13 protein-coding genes are annotated in these 16,354 nt (G+C 62.9%); 7 read left to right on the forward strand and 6 right to left on the reverse strand.

All coding sequences use genetic code 11. The annotated features are described in order from the left end of the window. Positions 1-64: 64 nt before the first annotated feature. The 6 genes from nadC to purN form a co-directional block, all read right to left on the reverse strand. The gene (gene nadC / locus B0G73_RS22150) at positions 65-964 is read right to left on the reverse strand and encodes a carboxylating nicotinate-nucleotide diphosphorylase (protein ID WP_106283413.1); all 900 of its coding nucleotides are present in this window, start codon (positions 962-964) and stop codon (positions 65-67) included. After that, positions 964-2,103, reverse strand: coding sequence for a quinolinate synthase NadA (gene nadA / locus B0G73_RS22155; RefSeq protein WP_106283414.1), 1,140 nt, complete (start codon positions 2,101-2,103; stop codon positions 964-966). The genes nadC and nadA overlap by 1 nt, the downstream gene beginning before the upstream one ends. A 130-nt stretch (positions 2,104-2,233) precedes the next feature. Continuing rightward, positions 2,234-3,430 (reverse strand): fatty acid desaturase, encoded by a 1,197-nt coding sequence (locus B0G73_RS22160; protein WP_012434118.1) that lies wholly within the window; start codon positions 3,428-3,430, stop codon positions 2,234-2,236. 202 nt (positions 3,431-3,632) lie between these two features. Then, positions 3,633-4,976 (reverse strand): mechanosensitive ion channel family protein, encoded by a 1,344-nt coding sequence (locus B0G73_RS22165; RefSeq protein ID WP_106283415.1) that lies wholly within the window; start codon positions 4,974-4,976, stop codon positions 3,633-3,635. A 75-nt stretch (positions 4,977-5,051) separates the two neighbouring features. After that, positions 5,052-6,311, reverse strand: coding sequence for an RsmB/NOP family class I SAM-dependent RNA methyltransferase (locus B0G73_RS22170; protein ID WP_106283416.1), 1,260 nt, complete (start codon positions 6,309-6,311; stop codon positions 5,052-5,054). Further along, on the reverse strand, positions 6,308-6,961 hold the full coding sequence (purN, locus tag B0G73_RS22175; protein ID WP_106283417.1) for a phosphoribosylglycinamide formyltransferase: 654 nt from the start codon (positions 6,959-6,961) through the stop codon (positions 6,308-6,310). The genes B0G73_RS22170 and purN overlap by 4 nt, the downstream gene beginning before the upstream one ends. 117 nt (positions 6,962-7,078) lie before the next feature. On the opposite strand from purN, the gene B0G73_RS22185 reads away from it, so the two are divergent. The 7 genes from B0G73_RS22185 (at position 7,079) to B0G73_RS41380 (ending at position 16,277) form a co-directional block, all read left to right on the forward strand. Further along, positions 7,079-8,074 (forward strand): bifunctional riboflavin kinase/FAD synthetase, encoded by a 996-nt coding sequence (locus B0G73_RS22185; RefSeq protein ID WP_106283418.1) that lies wholly within the window; start codon positions 7,079-7,081, stop codon positions 8,072-8,074. A gap of 171 nt (positions 8,075-8,245) precedes the next feature. Next, positions 8,246-11,083 (forward strand): isoleucine--tRNA ligase, encoded by a 2,838-nt coding sequence (gene ileS / locus B0G73_RS22190; protein ID WP_106283419.1) that lies wholly within the window; start codon positions 8,246-8,248, stop codon positions 11,081-11,083. 11 nt (positions 11,084-11,094) lie between these two features. Next, positions 11,095-11,601, forward strand: a complete 507-nt coding sequence (lspA, locus tag B0G73_RS22195) for a signal peptidase II (RefSeq protein ID WP_106283460.1) — start codon at positions 11,095-11,097, stop codon at positions 11,599-11,601. Positions 11,602-11,714: 113 nt separating this feature from the next. Further along, positions 11,715-12,929, forward strand: coding sequence for a bifunctional phosphopantothenoylcysteine decarboxylase/phosphopantothenate--cysteine ligase CoaBC (gene coaBC, locus B0G73_RS22200; RefSeq protein ID WP_106283420.1), 1,215 nt, complete (start codon positions 11,715-11,717; stop codon positions 12,927-12,929). A gap of 75 nt (positions 12,930-13,004) precedes the next feature. After that, positions 13,005-14,024, forward strand: coding sequence for an LLM class flavin-dependent oxidoreductase (locus B0G73_RS22205; protein WP_106283421.1), 1,020 nt, complete (start codon positions 13,005-13,007; stop codon positions 14,022-14,024). Positions 14,025-14,037: 13 nt separating this feature from the next. After that, a complete protein-coding gene (dut, locus tag B0G73_RS22210) occupies positions 14,038-14,484 on the forward strand; it encodes a dUTP diphosphatase (protein WP_106283422.1) in 447 nt (148 codons plus the stop codon). Between the two features lie 401 nt (positions 14,485-14,885). After that, positions 14,886-16,277 (forward strand): hypothetical protein, encoded by a 1,392-nt coding sequence (locus tag B0G73_RS41380; RefSeq protein ID WP_258193412.1) that lies wholly within the window; start codon positions 14,886-14,888, stop codon positions 16,275-16,277. Positions 16,278-16,354: the final 77 nt, after the last annotated feature.

The raw sequence follows: 16,354 nt of genomic DNA on the forward strand, positions 1-16,354 counted from the left end.
TCGCCGAAATGATCCGGCGATGGCCTTTTGTCCGATTGGACATGAATGATTGCGAGCCTGGGCGTCAGACGATTCGCATCGAGTAATCCGTTGCGCGAACGTCTTTGGTCAGCGCACCGATCGACACGCGGTCGACGCCGGTTTCCGCAATCGTGCGCACCGTGTCGAAGTTCACGCCGCCCGATACCTCCAGCACTGCTCGCCCCGCCGTGATGTCCACGGCATCTCGCATGGCATCGAATGAAAAATTGTCCAGCAGAATGGATTGCGCGCGATGAGCCAGCGCCGTTTCCAACTGCTCGAGCGTCTCGACTTCGATCTGGATCGACACGCCAGCATTCAGCGCCAGCGCCGCGTCCATTGCCGCGCCCACACCGCCGGCCGCGGCAATGTGGTTTTCCTTGATGAGAATACCGTCGTACAGCGCGAGCCGTTGGTTCGCCCCACCGCCCACGCGCACGGCGTACTTCTGCGCGAGCCGCAAGCCCGGCAAGGTCTTGCGCGTGTCGAGAATGCGCGTTCGCGTATGCGCGACGGCATCGACATAGCGGCGCGTAGCGCTCGCCACGCCCGACAGCAATTGCAGGAAGTTCAGCGCGTTGCGTTCCGCGGTCAACAACGCGCGAACGGGGCCGCGCATTTCACAGACCGTTGAATTGGCCGTCATCAGATCGCCTTCGCGATAACGCCACTGGACTTCGATACGCGGATCGACCTGGCGCATCACCGCTTCGAACCACGGCACGCCGCACAGCACCGCATCTTCGCGCACGATGATGCGTGCGTCACGCACGTCGTCAGCGGGAACGAGGCGACCCGTCTGGTCACCCGCGCCGATATCTTCGGCCAGTGCATCGGTCACGTTGCGCGTGAGCGCGGCGTCAAACGCCACGCCGTATTGCGCGTAAATTTCAGCGAACAGCGGCGACACCGCTTCGAGCTTGTTGCCTTCTACCGCGCCCATTAAGCCGCCCCCACGTTCGAATACAGTTGCGTGTCGCGCGCGAGATCGCCGCTTGCCTGCACGCGCTTCTTATGGCGCGCCGCGAAGTCCAGCATCCGGTCGATCGGCAAACGCGCGCGCGCGCCGATCGCACGATCGACGAAAATTTCGTTGTGGCCGCGCTCGAGCACCTCGGCCAGATTCGCAAGGCCGTTCATTGCCATCCACGGGCAATGCGCGCAGCTCTTGCAGGTCGCGCTGTTGCCGGCCGTCGGCGCGGCAATCAAGGTCTTGCCGGGCGCGGCGAGCTGCATCTTGTGCAGAATACCGAGATCGGTCGCCACGATGAAATGCGTCGCGTCGAGTTTTTGCGCCGCGTCGATCAACTGGGTGGTCGATCCCACCACATCCGCTTGCGCGACCACATTAGCTGGCGACTCCGGGTGCACCAACACTTTGGCGCCCGGATATTCGGCGCGCAGCAGATCGAGTTCGATACCTTTGAACTCGTCGTGCACAAGACACGAACCTTGCCACAGCAGCATGTCCGCGCCGGTCTTGTTCTGGATATAGCTGCCAAGGTGCCGATCCGGCGCCCAGATGATCTTTTCGCCGCGCGCGTGCAGATCAGCAACGATTTCCAGACCGATCGACGACGTCACCATCCAATCCGCGCGCGCCTTCACCGCCGCACTCGTGTTCGCGTACACGACCACCGTGCGGTCTGGGTGCGCGTCGCAAAAAGCGGAGAATTCGTCGGCCGGGCAGCCGAGATCGAGCGAACAGGTCGCATCGAGATCCGGCATCAGAATGCGCTTGTCGGGACTGAGGATTTTTGCCGTCTCGCCCATGAAACGCACGCCCGCGACGACTAGCGTCTGCGCAGCATGATCGCGCCCGAAGCGCGCCATTTCCAGCGAGTCGGCCACGCAACCGCCGGTCTCGTCGGCCAGTTCCTGCAATTCCGCATCGACATAATAGTGCGCGACAAGCACCGCTTTCTCGCGCTTGAGCAATGCGCGGATACGTGCCTTCAGCGCTACCTTCTCTTCCGCCGACGGCCTGTCCGGCACCTTCGCCCACGCCTGCCCGATTCCGCAGGTCGTGCCCTGTGCCTGCGGCCGGTCGTATTCGACGGTCCTGATCGCCTGCTGATCCATGATCTCCTCTGCCTTCGCTCTGCCGCCGCGGACTGTCAATCGCGTGTCGTTGCAGTTTCCGCGGCCCAAAAAGCAAAACCCCGCCAACGCGGGGTTTTGTGACGTACAGAGATTTTAATGGATTTCGCTATCAGGCATAACGACGCAGTCGCATCGCAAACTCTTGCAGCGCTTTAATACCGCTCTGCTCAGCACGGTGACACCAGTCCTGCAACTGGATCAGCAACTGATCGCGCGATGCATTCGAGCGCTCCCACATGGCGGCGAGCTCATTGCGCATGTCGATGTAGGTCTTGAGCTTCTGGCTGTTCGCGAAGATTTGCGGCAGCTGACGTTTCTGCGGCTCGTCCAGACCTGCTTCTTCTTTGTGGAACCAGCTACGCGCACCACGCATGACCTGATACTTCTCGCGCGCGCCGACTTCCTTCAAATGCGCCAGTTCCTGACGATAGGCGCGCTTGAGCGCCTTGCCGTAACGCGCCATCACTTCGTAGCGGTTGGCCAGCACGGCTTGCAGCGTGTCCTGATCGAGCACCAGCTTGCCGGTGGTCAGACGCGGCGTGGGCGCGACCTTCTTCACCTTGGCCAGACGGAATGCCGACATGATACGGATATACATCCAGCCGATATCGAACTCGTACCATTTGTTCGACAGCTTGGCCGACGTCGCATACGTGTGGTGATTGTTATGCAACTCTTCACCGCCGATGATGATGCCCCACGGGAAGATGTTGGTGCTCGCATCCGACGAGTTGAAGTTGCGATAGCCCCAGAAGTGCGCGAGACCGTTGACCACGCCGGCGGCCCAGAACGGGATCCACACCATTTGCACGGCCCAGATGGTCAGACCGACGACGCCGAACAGCGCGACGTTCAGCACCATCATCAGGCTCACGCCGAGGATTGGGTATTTGGTGTACACGTTGCGTTCCATCCAGTCGTTCGGCGTGCCGTGACTGAACTTGCGCATGGTTTCTTCGTTTTTCGCTTCGACGCGATACAGTTCCGCGCCTTCGAGCAGCACCTTCCAGATACCGCGCGTTTGCGGGCTGTGCGGATCTTCTTCGGTCTCGCACTTGGCGTGGTGCTTACGGTGAATCGCGGCCCACTGGCCGGTCAACATGCCCGTGGTCATCCACAGCCAGAAACGGAAAAAATGACTGACGACCGGATGCAGCTCCAGCGCGCGGTGCGCCTGGCAGCGATGCAGATAGACCGTCACGCCGATGATCGTGATGTGCGTCGCGATCGCCGTGTACAGCACAAGTTGCCACCACGAGAAGTGCAACAGACCGTGGGCAAGGAAGTCGAGCAAAGAATTCAACAAGGCAATTTACCTGTGGAACGAGAGACACGAGACACACGCAAAATGCGCGCGTCAAGAAAGTGAAAGCATACAGCGGGATTGGACGGTATTCTACTTGAAGCGTTCCAAGTGTTTGTAACAAATAGGGATTTTTTGTGCGGGATCAACAGATGGAACGCGCCAAAGGTCTCTGATAGACCCATCGGCGCGCGTAGAGTGCCCGTCAGCGGGTGCTGTCGGACGGATTGACTGCCGCGGCGGTCATTGTTACCGACTGCGGCATAACGTCGCTGACATTGCCGACTATTCGCACTTCGCGTTGCGCGAACGGAATGGCGATATCGTGTTCGGAGAACAGACGCCAGATATTGCGGTTGACCGCCGAGCGCACGCCCGAAGTGCCGGTCGCCGCATCCTCGATCCAGAAGCCCAGTTCGAGGTTGATACCGTCCGAGCCGAAACCCGCCAGATAAGCCGTCGGCGCCGGCTCCTGCAGCACCCGCGGCACGCCCTGCGCGGCTTGAGCAAGCAAGGTCATGGCCTGGTCGACGTCGCACGTGTAGGCGACCTGCACGGCCGCTTTCGCGTGGCCGCGCGTCAGGTAAGACGACTGGTTCTGCACCACGTCCGTAATCAGCTTTTCGTTCGGAATCAGCGTTTCGATGCCGTCCAGCCCGCGCACCACCGTGTAGCGCGTGCGGATCTGCGTCACCATGCCTTGCAAACCGCTTACGTTGATCGTGTCGCCGATACGCAGCGAGCGGTCGATCAGGATGATGAAGCCCGACACATAGTTGCTCGCAATCTTCTGCAGGCCGAAGCCAAGCCCGACACCCAACGCGCCGCCGAACACGCCCAGCACGGTGATGTCGATGCCGACCAGCGACAGACTGATCAGCACCGCGGCCAGCACGAACGCCGCCCGGCCGACTCGCGCCACCACGACCTTCAGGTTGGCGTCGAGCGTCTTCGAGCGCATCAGGCGGTCTTCGAACGTGGTGCCGAGCCACATCGCGACGATCATCGTCACGCACACCCACAGCAGACCCGAGATGAGCGAGAGCAGCGTCAGATGCGCGTTGGCGACGCTGAAATGCACGCCGGCCGCCCACGCGACAACGTCGTCCTGAATGCCCATGACTGTGAGCACCATGCCGACCCAGACCACCGCCGAGACGATTTTCTCGACGAGGAAAAGCAGCGGATGCGTCTCGCCGTCGTGACTGAAAACCCGTCGCGCGAAGAAAAATACGATGTAAATCAAGCCGATGCCAAACAGCGGCACCAAAGCCAGATCGAGCAGCGCGGTGTGCATGAACTGGCCGGTGATCGATCGTGCAAGCCACACGAGGACCGCGCCGATCAGCGGAAAGAACGCGCGATTCAGGCTTTCCGCGCCGAAGCGCAGCGTCTGGTAACGCGTCTGGCGGCGTAGATCCAACACGCGCGCGAGCAGCCACGCGCCCGCGAGGGTCGCGGCCAGCACGCCGACCTGCCACAGCATCACGGGCTGACCGAAGTCGCGCCCGAGGTCGCTGAACATATGAGGGAAGAGACGGTTTTGCATGATGTCGCCGCAATCGCCGACGCACGGACAGGTTGATGAATCGAACCCGGATGCGCCGGCAAAAGCCTGTTGCGCTTAGCTCTGGCGTTCCAGCACGGCGGCGAAGAAGCCGTCGGTCGCGTGGCGGTGCGGCCACAGCGACAGGTAATCGCCCATTTCCAGATCGATACGCTGCTCGGCCAGGACGTCGCGCGCAGGCACCAGAGCGAAATCCGGATGGTCGGCGAGGAATTGCTGCACCACGGCTTCGTTTTCCGCTTCCAGGATCGAGCAGGTGGCATAGACGAGCCGCCCGCCCTTTTTCACCAGCCGCGCCGCACTGGCCAGAATCGATGCCTGCTTCGGCGCCAGTTCGGCCACCGATTCCGGCGACTGGCGCCACTTCAGATCCGGATTACGGCGCAGCGTGCCCAAGCCGCTGCACGGCGCGTCGACCAGCACGCGGTCGATCTTGCCGGCGAGCCGCTTGATCTTGGCGTCGTGTTCGCTGTCGATCAGCACCGGGTTCACGTTCGACAAACCGCTGCGCGCAAGCCGCGGCTTGAGCTTGGCGAGACGCCGCTCGGAGATGTCGAAGGCGTACAGCCGTCCGGTGGAGCGCATTGCCGCGCCCAGCGCCAGCGTCTTGCCGCCCGCGCCGGCGCAGAAGTCGACGATCATCTCGCCGCGTTTGGGCGCGACCAGCGAGCAGAGCAACTGGCTGCCTTCATCCTGCACTTCGACCCAGCCGTGCTGAAACGCGTCGAGCTTGGTGAGCGGCGGCTTGCCGACCACGCGCACGCCGAACGGCGCGAACGGCGTCGCGCCGCCCTCGATGCCGGCCTTCGACAGCGCGTTCAACACGTCGTCGCGGCTGGCCTTGATCGGGTTCGCGCGCAGATCCAGCGGCGCCGGGTAGTTCAGCGCCGCGGCGAGTTGCGCCAGTTCGGCGGGTTCGAAACGCTTGGCCAGCGCCTGATAGATCCAGTCAGGCAGATTCAGGCGAATCCGCAGCGGCAGGCTTTCCGGGTCGATCTTCGACACATGTTCGAGCCAGCTCAACTCCTGTTCCGACACGAACGGCTTGAGCGCATTGCGCCCCGCCGTCTGCATCAGGCCGAGCAATGCCATGCGGCGCGCCGGGTTGCCCGCGCCGCCTTCGGCCAGATGGGCGAATTCCATCCGGCGGCGCAGCACCGCGAAAACGGCCTCGGCGATCACGCCGCGCTCGCCGTGACCGAGCTTTGGATGAGCGCGGAAGAAACGGCTGGTGGTGGCATCGGCCGGGCCGGTCAGTTTTAGGACTTCAGCCAACAAAGTCTCAGTTTGTCCAATCAAAAAACCATGCAATCTCATGCGCCCTCTCCGGCGGTGTGACCGGCAAAGAGCCATTGCGGCTCCGGCGGCGTAAGCGTGACGCGCAGGCCGTCCAGAGCAAGGCGCCCTTCGACGAACCAGCGCACCGCGCGTGGATAAATGATGTGTTCGGTTGCCAGCACGCGTTCGGCGAGCATGGCCGGGGTGTCGCCCGTCTCGACGGGCACCGCCGCCTGCGCGACGATCGGCCCATGATCCAGTTGCGACGTAACAAAATGCACGGACGCGCCGTGCAGCCGCACGCCCGCGTCGAGCGCCTGCTGATGGGTTTTCAGGCCCGGAAAGCTCGGCAGCAGCGACGGATGCACGTTCAGCATGCGCCCGGCGTAATGATCGACGAAACCGGCCGTCAGCACCCGCATGAATCCAGCAAGCACGACCAGGTCGGGCGCAAAACTATCGATTTGTTCGGCCAGCGCGGTGTCGAAGCTGTCGCGGTCGGGAAACTGGCGGTGGTCGACCACCGCCGTGGCAATGCCGTGCGACGCCGCGAACGCAAGGCCCGCGGCGTCGGGACGGTTGGCAATCACGGCGGCGACTTGCGCCGGCCAGGCCTCGTTCGAGCAGGCTCGAACGATGGCTTCCATGTTGCTTCCCCGTCCGGAAATCAGGATGACGAGTTTTTTCATCCGCGGATTTTATCATTCGGGGGCACCGAAACCGCGACGCGCCGCCGTCCACTGCGCTGAACGTTTATAATCGTTTGTTTTGCGGCACCCCGCCCGCTCCATCTCAAACCCGCTATCGTGAGAGTCTTCCGCGGTCTTCCCAATGCTGAAAGCCGTGCGCCCTGCGCACTGACCATCGGCAACTTCGACGGTGTCCACCGCGGCCATCAGGCTTTGCTCGCCCACGTGCGCGCGGCTGCCGACGCGCGCGGCCTGCCCGTCTGCGTGATGACCTTCGAGCCGCACCCACGCGAGTTCTTCAACCCGGCGGGCGCGCCGCCGCGTATCGCCATGCTGCGCGACAAGCTCGAGGCGCTGCGCACCAACGGCGTCGATCGGGTGGTCGTCGAGCACTTCAATCACACGTTCGCGAGCCAGTCGCCGGACACGTTCGTCGAACGGATCATCGTCAACGGACTGCACGCGCGCTGGGTGATGATCGGCGACGACTTCCGCTACGGCGCGAAGCGCGCGGGCGACTTCGGGTCGCTCAAGGCGGCGGGTCAGCAGTACGGTTTCGAAGTCGAGCAGATGGCCACGGTGGCCGATCCGTCGGGCGCGCGCATTTCCAGCTCTGGCGTGCGCGCCGCGCTGGTGGCGGGCGACCTCGACTCGGCGCGTGCCGCGCTGGGCCGCGATTATCTGATCAGCGGCCATGTCGTGCACGGCATGAAGCTCGGCCGCGATCTCGGCTTCCCCACGCTCAATGTGCCGATCGCTCACAAGCGCCCGGCGCTCGCGGGCATTTTCGTGGTGCGCGTGCACGGCGTGGCGGACGAGCCGCTGCCGGGCGTCGCGAGCCTCGGCCTGCGTCCCACGGTAGACGATTCCGGCCGCGTGCTGCTCGAAGTTCACCTGCTCGACTGGCATGGCGACGCATATGGCAAACTCGTGCGCGTCGAATTCCTGAAGAAGCTGCGCGACGAGGAAAAGTACATCGACCTCGAAACGCTAACCGCCGCCATCAAGCGCGACGTCGTCAACGCGCGCGCGTGGTTCGCGGCTGTCGGCGCCGGCACGCCGGGCAGCCGCTCCACCGGCTTCGCCACCTCGGCCACCGACCGAATTAGATAACCGCCGTGGTCCATGCAGGCGCTCAAGCGCCGCGTGCGTGGACCCTCGCCGCGCGCATCGAAGGGCGTCCGTGGATCACGCGACATGCCTGCCGGGCGCGCCCAACGCCCTCGCGCATCGTGCGCATTCCGCGCGCTACCGCGCATAGAAAGAATTCACCGCGACCTCATCATGAGCAATAAGAAAGCCGATTCGAAACCGCAGTCACGCTACCCGGTCAACCTGCTCGACACGCCATTCCCGATGCGCGGCGACCTGCCCAAGCGCGAGCCGCAATGGGTCAAGGAATGGCAGGAGCGCAAGGTCTACGAAACGATCCGCGCCGCCTCCAAGGGCCGCAAGAAGTTCATCCTGCACGACGGCCCGCCGTATGCGAACGGCGACATTCACCTCGGCCACGCGGTGAACAAGATCCTGAAGGACATGATCGTCAAGGCGCGCAATCTGGCGGGCTTCGACGCGGTCTACGTACCGGGCTGGGATTGCCACGGCATGCCGATCGAAATCCAGATCGAAAAGCAGTTCGGCAAGTCGCTGCCGGCCGCCGAAGTAATGCAGAAGGCGCGCGCCTACGCGACCGAGCAGATCGAGAAGCAGAAGGTCGGCTTCCGGCGGCTGGGCGTGCTCGGCGACTGGGACAATCCGTACAAGACCATGAACTTCACGAACGAAGCCGGCGAAATCCGCGCGCTCGCGAAGATCATGGAGAAAGGCTATGTGTTCCGCGGCCTGAAGCCGGTGAACTGGTGTTTCGACTGCGGCTCGGCACTCGCCGAAGCGGAAGTCGAATACAAGGACAAGACCGATCCGACCATCGACGTGCTGTTCAGCTTCGCCGAGCCCGAAAAAACGGCGCAAGCGTTCGGTTTGAATGCGCTGCCGCGCAACGAAGGCGGCATTGTGATCTGGACCACCACGCCGTGGACCATTCCCGCCAACCAGGCGCTGAACCTGCATCCGGAAATCGTCTACGCGCTGGTCGACACGCCGCGCGGCCTGCTGATCCTTGCTGAAGAGCGCGTTGAAGCGTGCCTGAAGCTGTACGGGCTCGAAGGCACGATCGTCGCCACCACGCCGGGTGCGAAGCTCGTCAATCTGCGCTTCCATCACCCGCTCGCGTCCGCGCATCCGGGCTACAAACGCACGGCGCCGGTCTATCTCGGCGACTACGTGACGACCGAAACGGGCACGGGTATCGTGCACTCGTCGCCGGCGTACGGCGTGGAAGACTTCGTGTCGTGCAAGGCGCATGGCATGGCGGATTCCGACATCATCAATCCGGTGATGGGCGACGGCCGCTATATCGAATCGCTCGCGCTGTTCGGCGGCCTGTCGATCTGGGCGGCCAACCCGCAGATCGTTGAAGCGCTGCAAGGCGCCGGCACGCTGATGCGCACCGAGAAGTACACGCACAGCTACATGCACTGCTGGCGCCACAAGACGCCGATCATCTACCGCGCGACCTCGCAATGGTTCGCCGGCATGGACGTGAAGCCGAACGATACCGACAAGACGTTGCGCGAAACCGCGCTGGAAGGCATCGAGAACACCGCCTTCTATCCCGCGTGGGGCAAGCAGCGTCTGTTCAGCATGATCGCCAACCGCCCGGACTGGACACTGTCGCGCCAACGCCAATGGGGCGTGCCGATGGCGTTCTTCGTGCACAAGGAAACCGGCGAACTGCACCCGCGTACGCTGGAGTTGCTTGAAGAAGTCGCGCAACGTGTGGAAAAGGCCGGCATCGAAGCATGGCAAACGCTCGACCCGCGCGAGTTGCTCGGCGACGACGCCAACATGTACGAAAAGAACCGCGACACGCTCGACGTGTGGTTCGATTCGGGCACCACGCATTGGCACGTGCTGCGCGGCTCGCATAAAGACGAACTGCAATTTCCGGCCGACCTGTATCTGGAAGGCTCGGATCAGCACCGCGGCTGGTTCCATTCGTCGCTGCTGACCGCTTCGATGCTCGACGGCCGTCCGCCGTACAACGCGCTGCTCACGCACGGCTTCACCGTGGACGGCGAAGGCCGCAAGATGAGCAAGTCGCTCGGCAACGGTGTCGATCCGCACGAAGTGGCGAACCGCCTCGGCGCGGAAATCATCCGCCTGTGGATCGCGTCGACCGATTACTCGGGCGAACTGGCGATCTCGGAGGAAATCCTGAAGCGCGTCACGGAAGGCTACCGCCGTATCCGCAACACGCTGCGCTTCCTGCTTGCGAATCTGTCGGACTTCGACTTCGAGAAAAACGCGCGTCCGGTCGAAGACTGGCTCGAGATCGACCGCTATGCGGTGGCGCTGTCGGCGAATCTGCAGAACGACATCCTCTCGCACTACGACAAGTATGAATTCCACCCGGTGGTCGCCAAGCTGCAGACGTTCTGCTCGGAAGACCTCGGCGGTTTCTATCTGGACGTATTGAAGGACCGCCTGTACACGACCGCCGCGGACTCCGTCGCGCGCCGCTCGGCGCAGACCGCGCTGTATCACATCGCGCACGGCCTGCTGCGTCTGATGGCGCCGTTCCTGTCGTTCACCGCCGAAGAAGCGTGGAAGATCTTCCAGCCGAATAGCGAAACGATCTTCACCGAGACGTATCACGCGTTCCCGGCCGTGCCGGAAGCCGGTGCTCTGCTCGACAAATGGACGCTCCTGCGCGCCGCACGCAGCGACGTGACCAAGGCGCTCGAGGAAGCGCGCGTGGCGAACCTGATCGGCTCGTCGTTGCAGGCGGAAGTTGAAATCCGCGCGAGCGGCGCACGCTACGACGCGCTCACGAGCCTCGGCGACGACCTGAAGTTCGTGCTGATCACGTCCGCGGCAAGCGTGGTGAAGGTGGATAGCGAAGCGGAAGAAGGCGTCGAAGTCATCGCCTCGAAGTATCTGAAGTGCGAACGTTGCTGGCACTACCGCGCGGACGTCGGCGCGAACGCCGAACACCCCACGCTGTGCGGCCGCTGCTTCAGCAATCTGTTCGGCAACGGTGAAATCAGGAGCGCGGCATAATGGCCAGAACCATGTCGAAAACCGCGTCGAAAACATCTGCTGCAAACGGTTCGCTGGCGCCCTGGCTGGGCGTCGCGCTGATCGTCATCCTGTTCGATCAGCTGACGAAAATCGCGGTGCAGAAAGTGTTCGCCTACGGTGTCGCGCACGAGGTCACGTCGTTCTTTAATCTGATCCTCGTGTACAACCGCGGCGCGGCCTTCAGCTTCCTCGCCATGGCGGGCGGCTGGCAACGCTGGGCGTTCACCGCGCTCGGCGTGGTGGCCGCGCTGGTGATCTGCTATCTGCTCAAGCGCCACGGCGGGCAGAAAATGTTCTGCACGGCGCTCGCGCTGATTCTCGGCGGCGCGCTCGGCAACGTGATCGACCGGCTCGCGTATGGCCACGTGATCGACTTCCTCGATTTCCACGTGCGCACGTGGCACTGGCCGGCGTTCAATCTCGCCGACAGCGCGATTACCGTCGGGGCGGTGCTGCTCGTGCTCGACGAACTGCGGCGCGTGCGCGGCTCGCGCTAAGCGCACACGCTGACTGCGCGCACTGACGTTTGCACGCAAGTACGCTTTGAAAGACGCGGCGGCGGGGACGCAACGCCTCGCCGTCCGCCACCACGCTTTGTCGGAGGCTTTCGTTGGCAACCGCAGAACTCGCAGGAAAACACCTCGTCCTCGGCATGACGGGCGGCATTGCCTGCTACAAGATTGCCGAACTCACGCGTCTTTTGACCAAGGCCGGCGCGACCGTGCAGGTCGTCATGACCGAAGCGGCCACGCAGTTCATCACCCCCGTCACCATGCAGGCGCTCTCGGGCCGTCCGGTCTACACGAGCCAGTGGGACGGACGCGTGCCGAACAACATGGCGCACATCGATCTGTCGCGTGAAGCGGATGCGATCGTGATCGCGCCCGCCTCGACCGACTTCCTCGCCAAACTCGCGCACGGCATGGCCGACGATTTGCTGTCCACCTTGTGTGTCGCCCGCGATTGTCCGCTGCTGGTGGTGCCGGCCATGAACCGGCAAATGTGGCAGAACCCGGCCACGCAACGCAACGTCGCCCAATTGCGCGCGGACGGCATCGAAGTGCTCGGACCCGATTCCGGCCCGCAGGCGTGCGGCGAAGTGGGCGACGGCCGCATGCTCGAGGCCGCGGCCACTTACGAAGCGATCGCCTCCTTCTTCGCGCCGAAAATCCTCGCCGGCAAGCGCGTGCTACTGACCGCCGGGCCGACGTTCGAACCGCTCGACCCGGTACGCGGCATCACCAACCGCTCCAGCGGCAAGATGGGCTTCGCGCTGGCACGCGCCGCGCAACAGGCCGGCGCCGAGGTGCATCTGATCGCCGGCCCCGTCGCGCTCGAAACGCCGTGGGGCGTGTTCCGCCACGACGTGCAAACCGCGCAGCAGATGCATGACGCGGTGATGCGCTCGGTCGCGGACGCGGACATTTTCATCGGCGTGGCCGCGGTAGCCGATTGGCGCGTCGATCACGCCAGCGAGCACAAGATCAAGAAGACTGCGGATCGCGCGCTGCCCACGTTTTCCTTCGTTGAAAATCCGGACATTCTGGCCTCGGTGGCAAAGCTGCCGCATCCACCGTTCGCGGTCGGTTTCGCCGCGGAAAGCGGCGATCTGGAAGTGCACGGCGAAGAAAAGCGCCTGCGTAAAAACGTGCCGCTTCTGATCGGCAATCTCGGCCCGCTGACTTTCGGCCTCGACGACAACGAGGTGATCCTGTTCGAAGCAGGCGGCGCGACGAAGCTGCCACGCGCCGACAAGCAGACGCTCGCGCGCGCGCTGATCGCGGAGATCGCGAAGCGTCTGCCCGACACAAGTCTGATTCGCTGAGCGATTCCGGCGGCCGCTTGAATGCGGTCGCCGCGAGTCGCGTTGGCGAATGGAATCATCTGGAGCGGCACTGACATGACGCGACTCTCCGTACTCGATCAAACGCCCGTGATATCCGGGCACTCGGTGGCGGACGCGATCGCCGCCACGGTCGAACTCGCACAACTCGCCGACGATCTCGGCTACACGCGCTACTGGTGTGCCGAGCATCACGGCTTGCGCGGCGTGTCGAACCCCTGCCCTGAGGTCATGCTGGCGCGCCTCGGCAGTGTGACTCGACATATCCGACTCGGCTCCGGCGGCGTGATGCTGCCGTACTACAGCCCGTTCAAGGTCGCCGAGCAATTCATGATGCTCGAAGCGCTGTTCCCCAATCGCATCGATCTGGGCGTGGGACGCGCGCCGGGCGGCGACATGCGCACCGCGCAAGCGGTCGCTGCCGGTGACTACAATCGCGGCGATATTTTTCCGCAGCAGGTGGCCGATCTGCTCGGCCTGATGCACGGCACCTTGCCCGCCGATCACATTGCGAGCGGCGTGCTGCTGCAGCCGCAAGTCGATACGCGTCCGCAAGTGTGGATGCTCGGGTCGAGCGAATTCGGCGGCTTGCTGGCGGCGCAACTCGGCATTCCCTTCGCGTTCGCGCACTTCATCAACCCGCATTTCGGCCATCAGGTCGCGCATGCGTATCGCGAACGCTTCAGGGCCGGCCAAGGCATACAGCAACCGTATCTGGCAGCCGCGGTGTTCGTGATTTGCGCTGACAGCGAACAGGAAGCAGCCGATCTGGAAAAAGCCGTCGATCTGCGCCGCGTGCAAATGGCCTACGGCCTGAACGAACCGATCCCGACGATCGAACAGGGCGTCGCGCAGGAATACGGTGAGCGCGAGCGTCTGGTGATTGATCGTGAGAAGCCGCGCAGTATCATCGGCACGCCGGAAACGGTCACCGAGCGCTTGCACTCGTTGCAGGAACAGTTCGACGCCGACGAGCTGATCGTGCTCACCGTCGCGGGCAGCTACCGCGCCCGGTTGCGCTCCTATGAACTTCTCGCCGAAGCGTTCCAGCTTGAACGCCCGGCCTCCACCACTTAACCTTCGAACCTGCATGAAACTCGACCTGAAGATCCTCGACGCGCGCATGCGCGATCAGCTCCCGGCTTACGCCACCACCGGCAGCGCGGGCCTCGACCTGCGCGCGTGCCTCGACGAACCGTTGACGCTGAAACCCGGCGAGACTGCTTTGGTGCCGACGGGTCTGGCGATTCACGTCGGCGACTCGGGCTATGCCGCGTTGATTCTGCCGCGTTCGGGCCTGGGGCATAAGCACGGGATCGTGCTGGGCAATCTGGTCGGCCTGATCGATTCGGATTACCAGGGTCAACTGATGATTTCGACGTGGAACCGTGGCGAGACCACGTTCGTGTTGAATCCGATGGAACGTCTTGCGCAACTGGTGATCGTGCCGGTCGTGCAAGCGGAGTTCAATATCGTCGACGATTTTGAAACCAGCGAACGCGGCGCCGGCGGCTTCGGCAGCACAGGCAAGCACTAAGCCCGTCATGTTTGCCTGAGGCCGTGCTGGATGAGCTTCAATCAGCACGGCTTCCTTCTACCCTTCCCATATCCCTCGCGCCTTTCGCGAGCGGCAGATTAAATTCGGACTTGTCCCATTTGGACAGGGTCACGCGCCACCTATAAATCAGTCACAAGACAAACGACTTAATCTGCTTAACTAATCAATCTGCATCCGGCGGCCGTCTTACCGTCGGCTTTCCCACCTTATCCACGCAAACCCCAGGAGGTTAAAGACCGAAATCACATTCTTATATCAAGATTTTTATTTAGGCATACGTATTAAATTGAGCGCATCACTGATAAGCCACTGTCCGGATAGCACTTTTTTAGCCCACGCGGGCGCTCGGTGTTCGCCGGCCTACGTTGAACGGAGCTTGTATGAAGATCGAATATGATGCAATCGTTGGGTCGGGCGCGAACGAATGGTATGGCACGATCGTCGTTTCCAACCTGCGTTATGAAGACGGTAGCGCGGTCACCGTCAATCAGTTCCTCGAGTTCAACTTTCGCTCGCCGGCCAATCTGGACGCCACGGCAATCCAGCCGTCGTTTAGCACGTGGGTGACCGGCGACATCACGGCAGACACCACGCAAATTGGCGACGGCACCTTCGACGTAACGGCCACGATCCAATACACAACCAGCTATACGATGCAGCGGGCCGATCAGATTACGATCGGCGTGGACGGTGACCTCTTGACCGACTCGCAGACCTGGCTCGATTCATTCGTGTTCGCCGCCGACCAGGCGCCGGCTATCACCGGAACGGTGTCCGCAACTTGCGCGCCCGCGCCGGATCCGGCGCTCGCCGGCATTGCGCCCGCCCTCACACTCACGCGAGGCAGCGCAGTCGTCACGATGCCGCTCGATTATGGCGCCACGGCCAGCATCACCGTGGATCAAGGGACCTACGCGGTGACGGGCGACAGTGTCAGCACAAGCGATCAAACGGTCATTGTGCCGCTTGTAATCGACCGCAACACGATCGACGTCGTGGCTGGCGCAACAACCACGCTCGGGGTCACGTTCGCTCCCGTCGAATACTACTGCGCGCTTGATATCTCGGTTGGATCGCTATCAGGGTTATCGACCGAAACACTCAATGTCACATTGACCGACAGCGCGACAGGCGAAACGCTGGCCGTGTTCACCACCACGACCAACCACGTCACGTCCCTGCGCAAGCTACCGCCATCGGGCACGGCGCGGGTGTCGATTGAGAACATCGCACTCGACAATGTCGACTATTCGTTCAACGTACCGCTTGTCACGCTGACGAACGCACTGCAGACCATAACCATCGACAATTCCATGGTGCAGACAGAAAACGTCGACACCACGGGATATACCCGAGTGGCGATCAATGTCACCGTCGACCATCCAGTCGACCGCCAGCTCCCGTTGCGTCTGATTGGCGGCAGCATGAACTATCTGCAGAACGTCACGGCAACATCGCAACAGACCGCTTTCTCGGCCCTCGTTCAACCGTGGGACTACACCGTAGTGGCCGACGACTTCCTCTCCGCCGGCGTCGTCTACGCAGTCGAGACGCCGTCAAGCTTGAGCGTGCCAGGCAGCGGCAGCGCCGCACTCGACGTGACGATCGAGGCATCGGCGAATCTCAGTGTGCGCGGCTTTCCGGCCTACCTGTGCTTCGGCGGCTGTGCGGACCTGACGCCGTCCAATCAGGCGGACTTCGCCGCGGCCCGCGCGACCTCGGTCTTCGACTACGCCGGCACCGACGCGCCGGCGATTCGTCCGTCTACCTGACCGACGATCCGCAAACCCGAGCGACCATCACGCTCGCGCGCAACGTCGAGCTCCAACTGGGAAATACTCAGCCGGTC

This window comes from Paraburkholderia sp. BL25I1N1, from assembly GCF_003002025.1.
Classification (GTDB): domain Bacteria; phylum Pseudomonadota; class Gammaproteobacteria; order Burkholderiales; family Burkholderiaceae; genus Paraburkholderia.